Origin of the sequence: Nonomuraea sp. NPDC049158 (assembly GCF_040648335.1) — a bacterium.
Lineage (GTDB): Bacteria > Actinomycetota > Actinomycetes > Streptosporangiales > Streptosporangiaceae > Nonomuraea.
On sequence record NZ_JBEZDM010000002.1, the window covers coordinates 246463 to 263412 of the forward strand.

Sequence of the window (16950 nt, forward strand, 5' to 3'; positions counted from 1 at the left end):
GGGTATTCAGGCGGGCGGATGGCTCCGAGCCGCTTGGGCGAGGAGATCGAATGAGTGACTTGCTGGTCTGGATCGACTGCGAGATGACCGGGCTCGACCTGGGTCGCGATGCGCTCGTCGAGGTGGCGTGCGTCATCACCGACAGTGAGCTCAACCAGCTGGACGAAGGCGTCGACGTGGTCATCAAGCCGCCGCCCGAGTCGCTGGAGCAGATGTCGCAGGTGGTCCGCGAGATGCACACCGCCTCGGGACTGCTGCCCGAGATGGCGAGCGGGGTGACATTGGCGGAGGCGGAGTCGCTCGTGCTCGACTACATCCGCCGCCACATCCCCGAGCCGAAGAAGGCGCCGCTCTGCGGCAACTCCATCGGCACCGACCGCACGTTCATCGCGCGCGACATGCCCGTGGTCGACGGCTATCTGCACTACCGGATGATCGACGTGTCGTCGATCAAGGAGCTGGTCCGCCGCTGGTACCCCCGGGTCTACTTCGCGGCCCCGGAAAAGCAGGGCGGACACCGCGCGTTGGCCGACATCACGGAGAGCATCAGGGAGCTGCGCTACTACCGGGCGGCCATCTTCGTCGGCCAGCCCGGCCCCGATTCGGCCACCGCCAGAGCGGTCGCCGAGCGTGTCAGCGGCTAATCGAGTGGCGTAAAGACTCCCGAAGACCGCTACACTTTTCCTGTGCCGCCACGTCGGCGGCCAATGGTGGGTGTAGCTCAGCTGGTAGAGCGCCAGGTTGTGGTCCTGGATGTCGAGGGTTCAAGTCCCTTCACTCACCCCATGCACGCGGCCGGTCCCTCGGGACCGGCCGTTGTCGTTTTTCTACGGCAACGTCCCCAAAACATGACATCGCGAGTTATGCTCGCTGTCTACCGCTTACGCCGGATGCGCGGGGGCCTCGGCGATCTGACCGTCTGCGCGCCCCCGGAGGCCGGATGAGAGTCGAAGACGCAGCGTTCGATAGCGTGTTCACGTCCCTGAGCAAGCGCGAAACCGAGGTCATGGACCTGATCGCCACTGGGCAGTCGAATGGGCAGATCGCGCAGCGGCTGTTTCTCAGCGAGAAAACGGTCAAGAACCATGTCAACCGCATCTACGCCAAGCTCGGCGTGGACTCGCGCGTGACCGCGATCGGCCTCTGGCGATCTCGTCCCAACCTGCCCTGACCCGGCCACCACACATGGCCGAGCTCTGTCCAGGGGACGCTCTGCGGGGAATCCCGGTGATTCCCTGCGGGGAATCGTGCTCCGTCACCCGCGTGGGCTAGAAAGGGAGGCGTGGAACGATTCGCGAGCGAGCTACGGCGATGGCGTAGCAGTCGGCGGGTGAGCCAACTGGAGCTCGCCAACCGGGCCGGCACCACCCAGCGTCACCTCAGCTTCATCGAGCGCGGCCGCTCCCGCCCCGGGCGGGCCATCGTCGTACGCCTGGCCGAGTCGCTCGAGCTGTCGCTGCGCGAACGCAACGGCCTGCTGCTGGCGGCCGGCTACGCTCCCGTGTTCCCCGAGTCAGGTCTGGACGACGCCATGCTGCGCCCCGTACGCGAGGCTCTGGACAGCATCCTCGACGGGCACCTGCCCTATCCGGCGGTCGTCGTGCGGCCCTACGGCGAGCTGGTGGCGGCCAACGCGGCCATCGACGTGCTCACCGAGGGGGCGGCGCCCGAACTGCTGGAGCCGCCGGTCAACGTGCTGCGGCTCGCCCTGCATCCCAAGGGCATGGGCCCTCGGGTCGTCAACCTCGCGGACTGGGGCCGGCACATCACCGAGAGCCTGCGGGCCGAGCTCCTGCGCAGCCCGGATCCGCGGCTCGACGCCTTCATCGCCGAGCTGGAGTCGTACGTGCCCGACGCGGTGCCGGGGAGCGATCATCTCGGATTCGCGGTGCCGCTGCGGTTGCGTACCGGCGATACCGAGCTGCGGCTGCTGACCACGCTCACGTCCTTCGCCACCGCGGTGGACGTCACGCTGGCCGAGCTCAGGCTGGAGGCGTTCCTACCCGCCGACGCCGCCACAGCGGCCTTCCTGCAGTCCCGCCACCCCCACTGACCCCTTCCCAACCTCCAGGCGAGCAGGCGTCGCAGCCGGGCGGAGCACGGTGCCGGTGGGTCAGGCGGCGGCGACGCCCGTGTGGGCGTCGCCGCGTGTCGACGGATCGGTGGTCTAAGCCCGGGCCATCAGGGGGAGGGTCGCCGAGATGGCCGTGAGGCCGTGTTCCAGGTCGGATTCCGGGATGTTGAGCGCGGGCCTGAGGCGTACCGAACGCGGGCCGCAGGCCAGGAGCAGCACCCCCGCCTCGTCTCGCAGCCGCGTGACCAGCGCGTCGCGTGCGGCCCCGTCGGGCAGGTCGAACGCGCACATCAGGCCGCGTCCCCGGGCGTTGGAGACCAGGTCCGGGTGTTCGGCCTGCAGTTTGACCAGGCGTTCGACCAGGAGGGTGCCGAGGGTGGCGGCGCGCGGGATGAGGTCGTCGCGTTCGACGATCTCCAGGAGGCCGCGCGAGCGGACCATGTCCACCAGCCCGCCGCCCCAGGTCGAGTTGATCCGGCCGCTGACCTGGAAGACGTTGTCGGGGACCAGGTCCACGCGGCGGCCCGCCATGATGCCGCCCACCTGAACCTTCTTCGCGAAGGCCACGATGTCCGGCGCCAGGCCGAGCTGCTGGTAGGCCCAGGGGGTGCCGGTGGTGCCGCCGCCCGTCTGCACCTCGTCCAGGATGAACAGCGCGTCGTACTCGTGACACAGCTGCTGCATCGCCTGCAGGAACTGCGGGCGCATGTGGTTGTCGCCGCCCTCGCCCTGGATGGGCTCGGCGATGAAGCAGGCGATGTCGTGCGGGTTCGCCTCGAAGGCGGCGCGCGCCTGGGCGAGCGCGTGCCCCTCGGCGGCCTCGACGTCTCCCAGGTGTACGGCGGGTACGTCGATGCGCGGCCAGCGGAACTGGGGAAAACGGTCGGTCTTGCCTGGTTCGGTATTGGTCAGGCTCAAGGTGTAGCCACTGCGGCCGTGAAAGGCCTTCGTCAGGTGCATGACCTGGGTGCCGAGATCGCGGGAACGGCCCGCCGCCTCGTTGCGGCGGCTCTTCCAGTCGAAGGCGGTCTTGAGGGCGTTCTCGACGGCCAGCGCACCGCCTTCGACGAAGAACAGGTGGGGCAGCTCGGGGTCGCCGAGGACGCGGGAGAAGGTCTCGACGAAGTCCGCCAGGTGGCCGGTGTACATGTCGGAGTTGGCGGGCTTGTTGCGGGCCACCTCGCCGAGAAGCCGGACGAACTCCGGCTCGAAGGGCGGGTTCACGCCGAGCGGGGCGCTGGCGAAAAACGTGTAGAAGTCAAGGTATCGGCGGCCGTTTCCGGCGTCGACGAGCCAGGAGCCTTGGCTGTGCTCCAGATCGAGCACGAGCCGGTAACCGTCGACGAGCAGATGGCGGGCAAGGCGGTCGTGTACGTCCATGTCACCTCCACGTTGAAGCCAGACATGGCGTACATTTCCCAGGTGAACCTATGTCTATGCGGAAAATTTCCGGAATTCAGGTGGCATGGGCGAATTTTTTTACCTCGAACGACAGCACGATCATCGCGATGCCGTACAGGATGGCGAAGATCCCGACCAGCCAGACCAGGGTGAGGAGTCCCGCGCCGGGCCAGATGAGCAGCAGGACACCGAAGACGATGGACAGGATCCCGCCGATGATGAGCATCCACTCGTTCTCGATCACCTTGCGCATCTGCACGCCCGCGACGATCTCCGACGCTCCGCTGAGGATCGCCCAGAACGCGATCACGAAGAGCAGGATCAGGGATGTCTTGCCCGGCCAGACGAAAGCTATGATCCCCGCCAGGATCCCGAGAATGCCGGAGATGATGAGCCAGACGCGGGAGTCCGTTCCATGCCGGAAGGCGGAGAACACCGAGAAGAGCCCACTGACGATGGCGTACGAGCCAAAGAAGATCACGAGCACGAGCAGCGTGATCGCGGGCCAGATCAGCGCCAGGATGCCGAAGATCACCGCCAAAACGCCGCGGATCAGGACGAGCCACCAGTTGCGTGCGATTTGCTCCATACTGGTGTGATCTCCCGATCGATCACGAAAGCAGACCACAGCGCGGTCAAAACTCGGTAACTCGCCACCGACGGGGCGAAATCACCTGACCGAGCAGTCGCTTTAGACGTGGGAGTAGACCACGATCGACACCGCGATGTACTGGACCAGGTAGGCGGCGATCGTGAACGCGTGGAACACCTCGTGGTAGCCGAACCAGCCGGGTGCCGGGTCCGGGCGGCGCAGACCGTACACGATGGCTCCGGCGCTGTAGAAGACGCCGCCGACGGCGACCAGCACGACGGCGGCCACGCCCGCGCCCGCGATCAGCTGCGGCATCACGAAGATCGCGGTCCAGCCGAGCGCCAGGTAGAGGATCGTGTAGAGCCAGCGCGGCGCGCCCATCCAGAACACCCGGAAGAGCACCCCGGACAGCGCGCCACCCCAGATGACCGCCAGGACGGCCACCCGGGCGGCCCCGTCGAGCGCGAGGAGCGCGAAGGGCGTGTAGGTGCCCGCGATGATCAGGTAGATGTTGGCGTGGTCGAAGCGCCGCAGCACCTCCGCCAGGCGGGGGCCCAATGTGCCCCGGTGGTAGGTGGCCGAGATGCCGAAGAGCAGACCCGAGGTGATCGCGTAGATCGCGGACGCGAGACGGGCCTGGAGGGTGGGGCCGAGCGCCACGAGCGCGAACCCGGCGACCAGCGTCACGGGCAGCGCTCCTGTGTGCAACCAGCCTCGTAGCCTCGGCTTCGCGGTGATGGTCGTCATATAACCTACGGTACCGTAGGTTATGGCCCCGTTGAGGGTGTGGACCCTCGACGAGACGAAGGTCATAGCCCCTGAATCAGCCGGGTCAACGGTTAGATCCCGTTGAGGAAGCGGGCCGCGACCGGGAGCGCGGCGCTCCGGCCCGAGCCGCCGTTGCGCACGAAGACGCTGAAGGCCAGGTCGTCGCGGTAGCCGATGAACCAGCCGTGCTCCCGCCCGCCGGCGGCCTCGGCCGTACCCGTCTTGCCGGACACGCCCGCGGGCAGTCCGGCGGCGGCGGCCGTACCGTGGTCGACGACGGCGGCCATCATCTCCCGCAGCGCCGCGACCGTCCCCTCGTCGAGGTCGACCGGCTTGGCGGCCGGGCCGTCGATCCGTTCGGCGGCGGCCTTGGACAGGATGCGCGGCACGCGCAGGGTGCCGCTCTCGACCGCCGCCGCGACCATCGCCATGCACAGCGGGGTCGCCTCCACCGAGCCCTGGCCGAAGGAGTCGACCGCCAGCTCGTTCGTGCCGTCCGGCGGGTCCATCCGCCCGCAGTTGCCGCCGAGGCCCGTGGCCAGCTTGGCGCCGCCGAACCCCCACTTCGCGGCGGTCTCGACGAGATCGTCACCCGATAATCGGCTGACGGCCTCGCGCACGAACGTGGTGTTGCAGGAGTACGCGAACGCGTCGGCGAACGTCACGCGGCCGTGCGCCTGCTCGCCCGCGTTCTTGATCGGCCTGAAGTTCGGGACCGTGTACGTGGCCGGGCAGTCCACCTCCGCCGCCAAATCCAGGCCCGACTCCAGCAGCGCCGCCGCCGTGATCGTCTTGAACGTGGACCCGGGCGGGAAGAAGTCGCGGAACGCGCTGTAGTTGCCCTCCAGCCGATCGGCCACCGCGAGCACCTCGCCGGTGCTGGGCCGGATCGCGATGATCGACGCGTCCCGCACCCCGTCGAGCGCTCGCGCGGCCGCCGCCTGCACCGAGCGCGACAGCGTCGTACGCTCCAGGCTCACCTTGGGCTCTACGGTCATGAGCCGCCGCGCCTGCTGTCCCGGCAGCGCCGTCTCCAGCGCCCACCCCTGGCTCACCTCGTCGAACTCGGGCTTGAGCTCGGCGAGATAGGACTCGGCGTAGCTGTCGTTGGGGATCTTGTCACCCTCGCTGGTCACCAGTTCGACCGCGGGCCCGTCGAACTCGGCCAGCCGCACCGTGCCCCCGTCCTTGAGCCGGGGATCCAGCGTCTCGGGCGTCCAGAGCACCTTCCAGGTCCGGTCGCGCACGGCCAGCCGCAACGTACCGCTGAACGGCCACGCCCCGAACTCGCTCAGCGTCCTGCTCCCGGTGAACGGCACCTCGGCCGAGGTCTCCCCCGTGCTCTTCACGGTCCCGGGCCGCAACTGGATGTCCTGAACATGCAGCTCGTCCGAGAACGACCGGTGCCGGGTGATGAAGTCCGCGGGCGGCTGATAGACCAGGATGGCCATGGCCCCCAGGTCCCCCCGCTGCCACGCCGCGAAGTAGGCGGCCGAGGTCTGCGCGGCGCTGCCCTTGACCCGCTTGGACACCACTATCGCGAAGACACCTGCACCCACTACCGCAACAACGGCGATAACAAGCACAATCAGCCTTCGTCGTCGCATACGGTTACTCCCAGGAGGGGATCATCGTGGCACGAGGACAGCGGGAGCCGATGCCCGGCCTCTACCCGGTGACGTTCGGCGAGATCGAACTGCTCCGGGACCTGGATAGGCAGGACGGCTGGGTACTGTCCAAGGATGGCGTACCTCAGTCGTACGTTGACTTACAAGACCCTACATATCTGGAATTCGAGTACGTACGGCTTATGGCGGACGTGATCGACCTTCTTCCGGAAGGCGCGCTCGCCTGCGTCCACGTGGGCGGCGGGGCGTGCACGATCCCACGCTATGTCGCGGCCACCCGGCCTGGGTCCAGGCACATCGTCCTCGAACCCGACGGGCTCCTGGTCAACCTGATCCGCGAGCAGCTCGACCTGCGGTCCGTGCCACGGCTGAAGGTGATCGTCCAGGGTGGGCGCGAGGGCACCGCCAAGGTCTGGGACGACTCGGCCGACCTGCTGGTCCTCGACGCCTTCTCCGGCGCCACCATGCCGGTCGAGCTGGCCACGACGGAGTACATGGGCGACATCGCCAGGGTGCTGCGCCCGTCGGGCACGCTGCTGATCAACATGGCCGACGGCAAGGGCCTGGCCTTCGCCAGGCGGCTCGTGGCGACGGTCCAGGGGACGTTCCGGCATGTCGCGCTGCTGGCGGAGCCGGGCGTCATGCGCGGGCGCCGCTTCGGCAACCTCATCGTCGCCGCCTCGCGGGCCGAGCTGCCGATCGACCAACTGACCCGCCGCGCGGCCGGCGGCCTCACCCAGGCCAGGTGCGTGTACGGGGAGGCGCTGACGAACTTCGTCGCGGGCGCCCACCCGATCAAGGACGGCGACGCGGTACTGGCCCCGGTTCCACCCCCGGCCGTCTTCGGCTGAGGCCCGCGCTCAGGGCCCGGGCCGGCCCTCGCTCAGACCCCAGGGGCGGCCCCTCGCTCAGGCCCCAGGTAGGCCAGGACCGCGGCGACGCGGCGGTGGACGTCGCCGCTGTTCTCCAGGCCGAGCTTGGCGAAGATGGAGTTGACGTTCTTCTCCACCGACGAGACCGACAGGTGCAGCGCCCGGGCGATGGCGCCGTTGGACCGGCCATGTGCCATCTCACGCAGCACGTCGCGCTCGCGCGGCGTCAGCGCCTCCTGCTCGCCCCGCACGTCACGCCTGGCCAGCAGCCCTTCGACCACCTTGGGGTCGATGACCGAGCCGCCAGAGGCGACAGCCCTGATCGCGCCGAGCAGCTCGTCGAGGTCGCCCACCCTGTCCTTGAGCAGGTAGGCGAACCCCTCGGTGCCGTGCTTGAACAGCTCGAAGGCGAACAGCGCGTCCGAGAACTGCGAGAGCACCACGACCCCGACGCCCGGATGGTCGGCGTGGACGCGGTGGGCGGCGTCGATGCCCTCGAACCCCTGGCGCCACTCCCCTCCCGGCATCCGGATGTCGGTGATCACCACGTCGGGGCCGAGCCTGCGCGCGGCGTCGACGAGCTCGTCGGCGTTGCCCACCGCGCCGACGACCAGGACCTCGCCCGAGGTCTCCAGCAGCCGCCGGGTGCCCTCACGTACCAGGTAGTGGTCGTCGGCCACGATCGTGCGGATCCGCTCAGGCATCGACCGGCACCCAGGCGTTCATCCGTGTCCCCTCTCCTAGCCCGCTGTCGAGATCAAGCCCGCCGCCGAGCGCGTCGAGCCGGTCGGCGAGCGTGGCCAGCCCCCGGCGGCGGACGGCCTGCGGATGGAAGCCCCGCCCGTCGTCCGTCACGGTGGCGCGCAGGCGGCCGTCCGCCCGCGCCAGGTGTACCTCTATCTTGGTGGCGGCCGCGTGCTTGAGCGCGTTAGTCACCGCCTCGCTCACGGTGAAGTACATCGCGCCCTCCACCTCGTCGGGGAAGCGCTGGGCGCGCAACTCCCTGCTCGCGGCTACCGTGGTCGGCACCGGCAGCCGGGCGCAGCGCTCCTCCACGGCCTCCACCAGGCCGCCCTGGCTGAGCGAGCTGGGATGGATGCCGGCGGCCAGCTCGCGCAGGTCGTTGAGCGTCTGGCGGGCCTGCTCGCGCAGCTCGGCGAGCATGTCGGGGCCGCCGCCGGTCGCGCGGGCCAGCTCCAGCCCGGCGATGAGCGCGACGAGTTGCTGTTGTACGCCGTCGTGGATGTTGCGTTCGATGCGCCGGCGTTCGGCCTCCTGGGCGTTGACCAGGCGTCCGGCCAGCCCGGCGCTCTGGATGGCGAGCCCCGCCGGCACGGCCAGCGCCTCCAGGAGCCGGCGGTCGGCGGCGGTGAGGCGCTCGTCGTCCCTGGGCCCGCACTCGATCCGCCCCAGACCGCCCCGCACGGGCAGCGTCAGCGCCGCGCCGCCCTCCTCCCGCCCGGCGACCACGCGGGTGCCGTCGGCGAGCGTGACCGCCGCCCACCTGACCTCCAACCCATCGCGTACGGCAGCCGCGAGCCTGCCGAGCTGCTCCACGGGCTCCGGCGTCTCCTCTAACGCCGTGCCCAGGCTCGTCAGCATCTCGCCCACGGTCGGCCGTACGTCGAACACCACGTGGAGCCGCGAGCCCCTGATCCCGATCCTGACGTCGAGCAGCCGGTGCCTGACGACCGCGACCGTGATCGCCACCGGCAGCGACCCCAGCAGGACCAGCACGCCGACCACCCCGGTCAGCGGCGTGGCGTGCCCGAAGATGAAGAAGGAGAGCAGCACGAACCCGGCGATGCTGACAGTCATTCCGGCGACCATCCAGGCGTACTGGCCACGCTCGCCGCTTCCGGCCCGCCGCCAGCGGACCACCAGCCCGCCGAGCACGACGAGGGTGATGATCCAGGTGACGAACTGGCCGACCGCGGACGCGAGCCCGGCCACCAGGTCGGCCGAGTCGACCGGCGTCAGCGGGCCGGACCTGGCGGAGGGGATGGGGCCGATCAGGAGGTTGCCGGTGAAGTGGACGATGATCGCCACGGCCCCGATCCACGCGACGGGCCGCCAGCGGCGCGACGGCAGCCGGCCCTCGGGGAACAGCAGCGGGACGAAGATCCACAACAGGCCGTAGTAGACGGCGAACAGCGCGACCAGCACGCGGACGACCGCCGGTGCCACGTCGAGTTGGCTCAGGCCGACGCCGAAGGTGCCCACACCCAGGCAGACCGCCGTGGCCAGGAGCAGCCAGACATAGGGGATCCGCGGCCGGCGGACCGCCAGCAGCCAGCCGAGTGCCGGCAGGACCAGACCGATGACGATGAACGCCCACTGCGTCGGAGGGGCGGGCAGGCCGCTCTCCATCAGCGCGCCCGCCGTCACACCCGCGGCCGCGATCGCCGCGAGCAGCCCGGCCACCAACCTGGAACTCATAAGGCCCCATCGTCGCGGGGGGCGGTGGGCTGCGTCTATGCGGATAACCGCATACTCGGTGCGGTTATCCGCAGACTCAAGACGGCGGCTCACCAGGTGGGATATGTAGGACGAGGTCTGTTGAGTGGGAGGCGGGTGTTCCACCTGGGGCCGAGTCGAAATCCAAGTCGAAGTCGAAGGAGCCACCATGTCCTCCTCCCTGAAGTCCTCCTCCCTGAAGTCCTCCTCCCTGAAGTCCTCCCCCTTGAAGTCCTCCCCCTTGAAGTCCTCCCCCTCGAAGCCCGCTCTCGCCGTCGCGGCCGCCGCCGTGACCGTGTCACTGACCGCCTGCGCGGCAGGGACCACCACCAGCCCGCCTGGGGTGGCCGCGAACCGGCCTGCGGCCGTCACCAGCCTGTCTGAGGTCGCCGCGAACCGGCTTGCGGGCATGACGAGCGTGTCCGGGATCGCCGCGAACTGGCCTGCGGGCGACACGAGCTCGTCCGTGGCCGCCGCAAGCCAGCTCACGGTCTCCGCCGCTGCTGGGAACGTTCCAAGTGCTCCCTCAGCGACCACCGCGCCCACCGTGGAGATTCCCGGCACGCCCGTCGGCCAGCAGTTGCGCTGGCTGCTCGACGCCCCCGCCAGGACGCCGATCGGACAGGCCGAGCTGGCCGAGCACTTCGCCCCGGCGTTCCTGGAGCAGATCCCGGCGGACAAGGTCAACGAGACCCTGGCCGGGCTGCGCGGGATCCAGTTGCAGAAGATCATTGGAGCCGCGCCCACCGCTTTGATCGCGCATGTGGTGGTCGGTGCCCAGACGCTCAAGCTGACGCTCTCGGTGGACGCCACGGGCAAGATCAACGGCGTGCGGTTCACCGAACCGGCCACTCCTCAGCCCTCCCCCACGAGCTGGGACGAGCTGGATCGGCGGGCGCGCAAGGCGGCGGCCCGCGTGGGGTTCCTCGCCGCCGAGGTCAAGCCCGATGGCACCTGCCGCCCGGTCCACGCCATCGCCGGCGGGCAGGCGCGCCCGCTCGGCTCGATGTTCAAGCTGTACGTCCTCGGGGCCGTCGCCAAGAAGATCGAGCAGGGCAGGCTCTCGTGGGACACCGCGATGACGATCAAGCCGGAGCTGAAGAGCCTGCCCAGCGGCCAACTCCAGGACCGCCCCGACAACAGCCGGGTGCCGGTGCTGGAGGCGGCCAAGCTGATGATCGCCATCAGCGACAACACGGGCGCGGACCTGCTGCTCCATCAGGCCGGCCGCACGGCGGTCGAGGACCGCGTACGGGCCTGGCACGGCCAGGTGAAGCGGAACACGCCGTTCCTGACCACCAGGGAGCTGTTCGCGCTCAAGGGCGCCGACTACCCGCGACACTCCAAGGAGTTCCTGTCGCGTGACGCGGCCGGGCGGCGGGGCTACCTGTCGGCGGTCGTCGACAAGCTCCCGCTGTCCAGCATCACCGCGTGGGCGGCGCCGCGCGAGCTGGACACCGTGGAGTGGTTCGGCTCTCCGGCCGACATCTGCCGCGCGTACGCGGGGCTGGCGAAGAGCCGTGACAAGCGGATCGGCGAGATCATGTCGCAGAACACCGGCGGGATCAAACTACCGGCCAAGGAGTGGTCCACCGTCTGGTACAAGGGCGGCTCCGAGCCGGGCGTGCTCGACCTGAGCTACCTGGCCCGCACGCCGTCCGGGCGTACCTTCATGGTCACGGCCCTGGCCTCCGACCCGTCCGCCGCCCTCTCGGAGGACCAGGTGTACGAGGAGCTCGTCGCCCTCTCGCGGGGCGCCTTCGCCTTGCTCAAGTCGTCCTGAGCCCGAGCCCTTCGGCGCCCTGAACCCGAGCCCTTCGGCGCCCGGACCCTGGGCCCTTCGGCATCCTGAGCCTGGGCTCTTGGCGTCCTGAGGTGGGGCTTCCGACGGCCGAGTCCGGGCTCCTGGCGGCCGGGACCGCTCACGTGGAATAGTTGAAATCTCAACTTGGTTGAGCACAGCAGATTCCGCCGAAGGGAGCCCGACATGCCCGCCGTCACCGTAGAGAACCCGCTCAGCCTGCCCCGCCTGCCGGAGCCGCTGGCCGAGGCGCAGGGCCGCAAGGTGCTCGCCGTGGAGACCGCGCCGAGCGGCTTCGAAGGCGAGGGCTTCCCGGTACGCCGCGCCCTGGCCGCCATCAAGCCCGAGTACCTGGACCCGTTCGTGATGATGGACCAGATGGGAGAGGTCGACTACGCGGCCGGCGAGCCCAAGGGCACCCCGTGGCACCCGCATCGCGGCTTCGAGACCGTCACGTACATGATCGACGGCGTGATGGAGCATCTCGACTCCAACGGAGGCGGTGGCACGATCACGAACGGTGACACCCAGTGGATGACCGCCGGCGCCGGCATCTTGCACAAGGAGGCGCCGCCGGAGTGGCTGGTGCAGCAGGGCGGGCTGTTCCACGGCATCCAGCTGTGGGTGAACCTGCCGGGCGCCAAGAAGATGATCGCCCCGAAGTATCAGGACATCGGGAGCTCCAGCGTCGCGCTGCTCAGCAGCCACGACGGCGGCGCCCTGGTCCGCCTCATCGCGGGCGACCTGGCCGGGAACACCGGCCCCGGCAGCACCCAGACGCCGATCACCCTGCTGCACGCCACGATCAGCCCGGGTGCGCGGCTCACGATGCCGTGGCGCAGGGACTTCAACGCCCTCGCCTTCGTCCTGTCGGGACGCGGCACGGTCGGGACCGAGCGGCGCCCGCTGGTCAGCGGCCAGCTGGCCGTGTTCGACGGCTTCGGCGACCGTCCCGGGAAGACCACGTCGGGCGAGACGATCACGCTGTCGGCGAAGGACACCATGGAGGTCATCGTCCTGGGCGGTCAGCCGATCGGTGAGCCGGTGGCCCATTACGGCCCGTTCGTCATGAACACCCGCGCCGAGCTGGCCCAGGCTTTCGAGGACTATCAGGCGGGCCGCTTGGGCTCCATTCCCGCCGCCTGATTTCGGGAATCGCATGGAGCGGCCCGCTTTAGGCGGGCCGCTATTGAGCAGGCGCCATCAAGTGCAGCGGCTTTTCAGGCCCCGCTCGGGGAGGATCCTACGGCGTGCCGGGAAGCCGGACCGTGACCAAGAGACCGCCGTTGGGGCCGGGGACGAGGTCGAGGGTCCCGTCGTGGGCGCGGACGATGCTGTGCACGATGGCCAGGCCGAGGCCGACGCCGGCGTGCTCGTCGGTGCGTACGCGTTCCGTTCCGCGCCGGAACGGAACGATGAGGGTCGGTATCAGTTCCGGTGGGAGCCGGCGACCCGTGTTCTCGACCCGCAGCACGCTCGTGTCGCCGTGCGCCTCGGTGTGGACCGTCACGGTGCCGTCGGCGGGGAGGTTGTGGACGATGGCGTTCTGGACAAGGTTCGTCACCATGCGCAACAGGAGCTCGGCGGAGCCGTCGGTCTGGGCCGCCCCGCCGGTGACGTCCAGCGTGATCCGGCGCTGTTCGGCGAGGAGAAGCAGCGTTTCGGCGGCTTGTTCGGCGATGAGGGAGAGGTCGACGCTCTCGCGGGTGAAATGTCCGCGCTCGCCCCGGCTGAGCAGCAGGAGGGCCTCGGTGAGGTCGATCGCCCGCGTATTGGCGGCGTGTAGACGTTCGATGAGTTCGTCCCGGTCCTGAGTGGGGTCCTTGCGGGCGACGTCGAGCATCGTCCGCGAGATCGCCAGCGGGGTACGCAGTTCGTGGGAGGCGTTCGCGGCGAACCTCTGCTGCTCGGCGACGTGAGACTCGAGTTGTTCGAGCATCGAGTCGAACGCGTCGGAGTGTTCACGGAATTCGTCCTGGCGGCCCTTCATGCGAATCCGGTGGGAAAGCGACCCGCTCGCGGCCATCCGTACCGCATCCGTGATCTGTGTGAGTGGTGCGAGCATGCGGCCGGCGAGAATCCACCCTCCCACGAGTCCGAACACCAGCAGGAACACCAACGCCTGGCCCGCCCGCGGAGCGAAGGCCCGCAGGAGGTCGTCGCGGGTGGGACTCGAAAGGAGCGGTACGTGGGGTCCGTGTGAGCCGCGGCCGAGACCTCCACGTGGTGCGTCGGGTACGTAGCGCAGGAGGAACACCCACACGGTGGCGAGCAGCAGGACACCCGCGAGCATGAGGAATCCGGCGTAGCTGAGGGTGAGCTTGAGGCGAACACTCAAGCCAGGCGCCCTGTTCACGGTCTCCTTCCTAGCGTGCGGTGCCGGGTGCTGTGTCGATGCGGTAGCCGACCCCGGCCACCGTGGCGATGATCCCGGGTTCGCCGAGCCGTTTGCGCAGTGCCGAAACAGTGATGCGTACGGCGTTGGTGAACGGGTCCGCGTTCTCGTCCCATGCGCGCCGCAAGAGTTCTTCGGCGCTGACGACACCCCCTTCGGCGGCGACGAGAACCTCGAGTACGGCGAACTGCTTCCGGGTGAGCGCGACGTAGCGGCCGTCGCGGTAGACCTCGCGGCGGAACGGATCCAGACGCAGACCCGCGATCTCTCGCACGGGTGGCCTGCTGTGGGCGCGCCTGCGGTCGAGCGCCCTGATACGGAGCACGAGCTCTTGGAGCTCGAAGGGCTTCGTGAGGTAGTCGTCGGCGCCGAGTTCGAACCCCGAGGCCTTGTCGTCGATCCGGTCTGCAGCGGTGAGCATGAGGATGGGCATGCCGCTGCCGGAGGCGACGATGCGGGTGGCGATCTCGTCGCCGGAGGGGCCCGGGATGTCGCGATCAAGGACCGCGAGGTCGTAGGCGTTGATGCTCAGCAGTTCCAGCGCGGTGTCGCCGTCGCCGGCGACGTCGGCGGCGATCGCCTCGAGCCGCAGACCGTCACGGACGGCTTCTGCCAGGTAGGGTTCGTCCTCAACGATCAGTACGCGCATGCCTGAAGCCTATGACCAGAAAAGAAACGTGTACTGGACACAGGACACAGGACTCAGCCTGCCACCTCCGCCGTGGTGCGCCACCAGTGGCGCGAGGCCAGCGCGGCCAGCGCGGCGCCGGCGGCGTTGACCAGTACGTCGTCCCACCGAGGACACCCGGTCCAGCCGCAGGACGTACTGTGCGGTTTCGACCAGGATCGAGCAGCTCGCCCCGAGCGCCAGGATGCGCGGCACTGACGCCAGCGCCGCGAAACGCATCGGAGCGAAGAAGCCCAGCGCCGCGAAGATCAGCAGGTTGGCGCCGATCCCGAAAGATCCCATCGTGAGCAGGTCCCGCAGCGGAACCAGGCTCACCCGGCCGGGGACGATGCCGGCCCCCGGGCCCGGCATCATGGTCATCCATACGAACGGCACCGTCCCGTAGACCATGCCCACCTCGGCCAGCGACATCCGCCACGCCGATCGGACGCCGGCGGCACACCGGCGGCGCGCCAGAGCCCACACCACCAGCGCGGCCACCGGCAGCGCGACCAGCGTCATGAGCACCACACCGTTCTCCGTGTCGAGGCAGCCGTGCCACCGCCCGGCCATGCACCTCGGGGCGGACATCATGAGCGGCCGCCGCACCACGTACGCGGCGCACGCCATGCCGAGGATCGCCAGGCTCAGGAGCACGATCCCGCGCCTACGGCGGGACGGTGCTGACAGGGATTCGCTGTGGTTCATGCCCTCATCGAAGCCGGAGGGCCGTTGCGGTGGCGTATGCGATTTTCCATACGTCCGCGATACACGCGGTCTCGGCAGCCGCGATCCGCCTGGTCCGCCGCGGCGATGCAGGCGCGGATCTCCCGCACGTGCCGCTCCAGCATGCGCGGGGATTCGGAGTATCGCGGGCGTATCGAAAATCGCATACGCCACCGCAACAGTCATTCGTCTTCAGTGGCGGCACCGACCACAGCGCATCACTGTCAGCGCCAGGTTGGTCGACCGGGAAAGGATTGTGATCATGGACTCCGATTCGGTACGTGGCATCGACCGGCGGCGGCTGGTCAAATGGGGCGGGCTCGCCGCCGCCGCCGGCGTGGTGGCGGCCGGCGCGCCGTTGGCAGGCGCCAGGATCGGCCACGCCGACTCATCCGGGCACGACCGGATCCCGCCGGATACCCAGCCCGGCGGGGCCTACGACCGGTACGTGGCGAAGCTGGCCGCCGAGGACAAGTTCTCCGGCGTGGTGCTGCTGGCGTACCAGGGCCGGACGGTGCTGTCGCGCAGCTACGGCATGGCCGACAGGGAGAAGGGGATCCGCAATCACGAGGGCGTCGCGTTCAACCTCTCCTCGGGGAGCCAGCCCTTCTTATCGGTGGCCGTCCTGCAGTTGGTGCAGCAGGGCAGGGTGGCTCTGTCGGACCCGGTGGGCGAACACCTGACGGGCTTCCCCAAGGAGATCGCCGATAAGGTGACCATCCATCACCTGCTCACCAGCACCTCCGGGCTGGACGCCCCGATGCCGGACTGGCAACGCGTCTTCCACAGCCGGGAGGAGGTGCACGAGTACAAAGAGCAGTGGGCCCGGCAGGCGACGCTGGTGGGGGTCCCCGGCGCGGGGTCCAACGGCCACCTTCCCGGCGGTGGCGTCGGCCTGGCCATGGCGGCGCTGATCGTGGAGGCGGTGTCCGGCATGACGTTCTGGGACTACGTGCATCAGCATGTCTTCGGGCGCTCCGGCATGAGCGGCTCCGCGTTCTACACCAGGGACCAGTGGCTCACCGACAAGCACATCGCGCACCCGTACATGCTGCAGGCCGACGGCAGCCTGGTGGACGCCGTCCGCAACCTGGACAAGGGCAGCCTGGACCCGAACACACAAGGCAGGAATCCGGGCCGCGGCTTCATCGGTTACGCCTCGGGCGACGGCTTCGCCACCGCGCCGGACCTGGTCCGGTTCGCGGAAGCGCTGCGCGACGGCACGGTGCTGGACCGGCCCTACGTCGACTTGTTCGCCGGGGCCAAGCTCCCCGGCCCGGAGCCCACGTCGTACGCGGCGTACACGATGCCGATCAGCATCATCAACGGCCAGTGGGTGATCGGGCGCGGCGGCGGGGCCGGTGGCATCGGCGCCAACTGGAGCATCTACCGGGACACCGGCTGGGTCGGCGTCATCCTCAGTAACTGTGACGGCGCGCCGCTACTGGACATCTGCCTGCGGGAGGCTGAGGCCGTCACCGGCGCGCCGGTCAACCCGCCAGGCGGCGGCTGACGCGCGGGCACGGCGCAGCATGGACCGGTCGACAAGTCGTGAAGTACGTACTAATG

General features: G+C 69.3%; 16 protein-coding genes and 1 tRNA gene. 8 read left to right on the forward strand and 9 right to left on the reverse strand.

Features of this window, described 5'->3' with window-relative positions; all coding sequences use genetic code 11:
* Positions 1–50: 50 nt before the first annotated feature.
* From orn to AB0B61_RS05265, 4 genes are all read left to right on the forward strand, one after another.
* Positions 51–644 carry an oligoribonuclease gene (gene orn, locus AB0B61_RS05250; RefSeq protein WP_358428268.1) on the forward strand — a complete coding sequence of 198 codons (594 nt, stop codon included), beginning with the start codon at positions 51–53 and terminating at the stop codon, positions 642–644.
* 66 nt (positions 645–710) lie between these two features.
* Positions 711–786 (forward strand) — tRNA-His (locus tag AB0B61_RS05255).
* Positions 787–940: 154 nt separating this feature from the next.
* Positions 941–1171 carry a response regulator transcription factor gene (locus AB0B61_RS05260; protein ID WP_225292318.1) on the forward strand — a complete coding sequence of 77 codons (231 nt, stop codon included), beginning with the start codon at positions 941–943 and terminating at the stop codon, positions 1169–1171.
* A gap of 111 nt (positions 1172–1282) precedes the next feature.
* On the forward strand, positions 1283–2053 hold the full coding sequence (locus AB0B61_RS05265) for a helix-turn-helix transcriptional regulator (RefSeq protein ID WP_358428271.1): 771 nt from the start codon (positions 1283–1285) through the stop codon (positions 2051–2053).
* 114 nt (positions 2054–2167) lie between these two features.
* Here the strand turns inward: AB0B61_RS05265 and lat are convergent, their stop codons facing one another.
* The 4 genes from lat to AB0B61_RS05285 form a co-directional block, all read right to left on the reverse strand.
* On the reverse strand, positions 2168–3454 hold the full coding sequence (gene lat, locus AB0B61_RS05270; RefSeq protein WP_358428274.1) for an L-lysine 6-transaminase: 1287 nt from the start codon (positions 3452–3454) through the stop codon (positions 2168–2170).
* A 76-nt stretch (positions 3455–3530) separates the two neighbouring features.
* Positions 3531–4064 carry an HdeD family acid-resistance protein gene (locus AB0B61_RS05275; RefSeq protein ID WP_358428277.1) on the reverse strand — a complete coding sequence of 178 codons (534 nt, stop codon included), beginning with the start codon at positions 4062–4064 and terminating at the stop codon, positions 3531–3533.
* A 102-nt stretch (positions 4065–4166) separates the two neighbouring features.
* A complete protein-coding gene (locus AB0B61_RS05280) occupies positions 4167–4814 on the reverse strand; it encodes a hemolysin III family protein (RefSeq protein ID WP_358428280.1) in 648 nt (215 codons plus the stop codon).
* A gap of 92 nt (positions 4815–4906) precedes the next feature.
* Positions 4907–6394: a penicillin-binding transpeptidase domain-containing protein gene (locus AB0B61_RS05285; RefSeq protein WP_358428283.1), complete on the reverse strand. Its 1488-nt coding sequence runs from the start codon at positions 6392–6394 to the stop codon at positions 4907–4909.
* 74 nt (positions 6395–6468) lie between these two features.
* On the opposite strand from AB0B61_RS05285, the gene AB0B61_RS05290 reads away from it, so the two are divergent.
* A complete protein-coding gene (locus AB0B61_RS05290; protein WP_358428286.1) occupies positions 6469–7314 on the forward strand; it encodes a fused MFS/spermidine synthase in 846 nt (281 codons plus the stop codon).
* A gap of 32 nt (positions 7315–7346) precedes the next feature.
* Here AB0B61_RS05290 and AB0B61_RS05295 read toward each other — a convergent pair whose 3' ends face one another.
* Positions 7347–8039 (reverse strand): response regulator transcription factor, encoded by a 693-nt coding sequence (locus AB0B61_RS05295; protein WP_358428289.1) that lies wholly within the window; start codon positions 8037–8039, stop codon positions 7347–7349.
* Positions 8032–9774: a histidine kinase gene (locus AB0B61_RS05300; RefSeq protein WP_358428292.1), complete on the reverse strand. Its 1743-nt coding sequence runs from the start codon at positions 9772–9774 to the stop codon at positions 8032–8034. The genes AB0B61_RS05295 and AB0B61_RS05300 overlap by 8 nt, the downstream gene beginning before the upstream one ends.
* A gap of 187 nt (positions 9775–9961) precedes the next feature.
* Here AB0B61_RS05300 and AB0B61_RS05305 point away from each other — a divergent pair, with 187 nt between their 5' ends.
* Both AB0B61_RS05305 and AB0B61_RS05310 read left to right on the forward strand, forming a co-directional pair.
* A complete protein-coding gene (locus AB0B61_RS05305) occupies positions 9962–11575 on the forward strand; it encodes a serine hydrolase (protein ID WP_358428294.1) in 1614 nt (537 codons plus the stop codon).
* A gap of 204 nt (positions 11576–11779) precedes the next feature.
* On the forward strand, positions 11780–12739 hold the full coding sequence (locus tag AB0B61_RS05310) for a pirin family protein (protein WP_358428297.1): 960 nt from the start codon (positions 11780–11782) through the stop codon (positions 12737–12739).
* 97 nt (positions 12740–12836) lie between these two features.
* Here the strand turns inward: AB0B61_RS05310 and AB0B61_RS05315 are convergent, their stop codons facing one another.
* From AB0B61_RS05315 to AB0B61_RS05325, 3 genes are read right to left on the reverse strand one after another with little or no spacing between them, the layout of a single operon-like run.
* Positions 12837–13931, reverse strand: coding sequence for a HAMP domain-containing sensor histidine kinase (locus tag AB0B61_RS05315; protein ID WP_358428300.1), 1095 nt, complete (start codon positions 13929–13931; stop codon positions 12837–12839).
* Positions 13932–13959: 28 nt separating this feature from the next.
* Positions 13960–14637 (reverse strand): VanSc-type vancomycin resistance response regulator transcription factor VanR, encoded by a 678-nt coding sequence (vanR-Sc, locus tag AB0B61_RS05320; protein ID WP_358428303.1) that lies wholly within the window; start codon positions 14635–14637, stop codon positions 13960–13962.
* A 9-nt stretch (positions 14638–14646) separates the two neighbouring features.
* Positions 14647–15363 carry a VanZ family protein gene (locus tag AB0B61_RS05325; protein ID WP_358428306.1) on the reverse strand — a complete coding sequence of 239 codons (717 nt, stop codon included), beginning with the start codon at positions 15361–15363 and terminating at the stop codon, positions 14647–14649.
* 280 nt (positions 15364–15643) lie between these two features.
* On the opposite strand from AB0B61_RS05325, the gene AB0B61_RS05330 reads away from it, so the two are divergent.
* Positions 15644–16894, forward strand: a complete 1251-nt coding sequence (locus AB0B61_RS05330) for a serine hydrolase domain-containing protein (protein ID WP_358428309.1) — start codon at positions 15644–15646, stop codon at positions 16892–16894.
* The last annotated feature ends 56 nt before the right edge of the window (positions 16895–16950 follow it).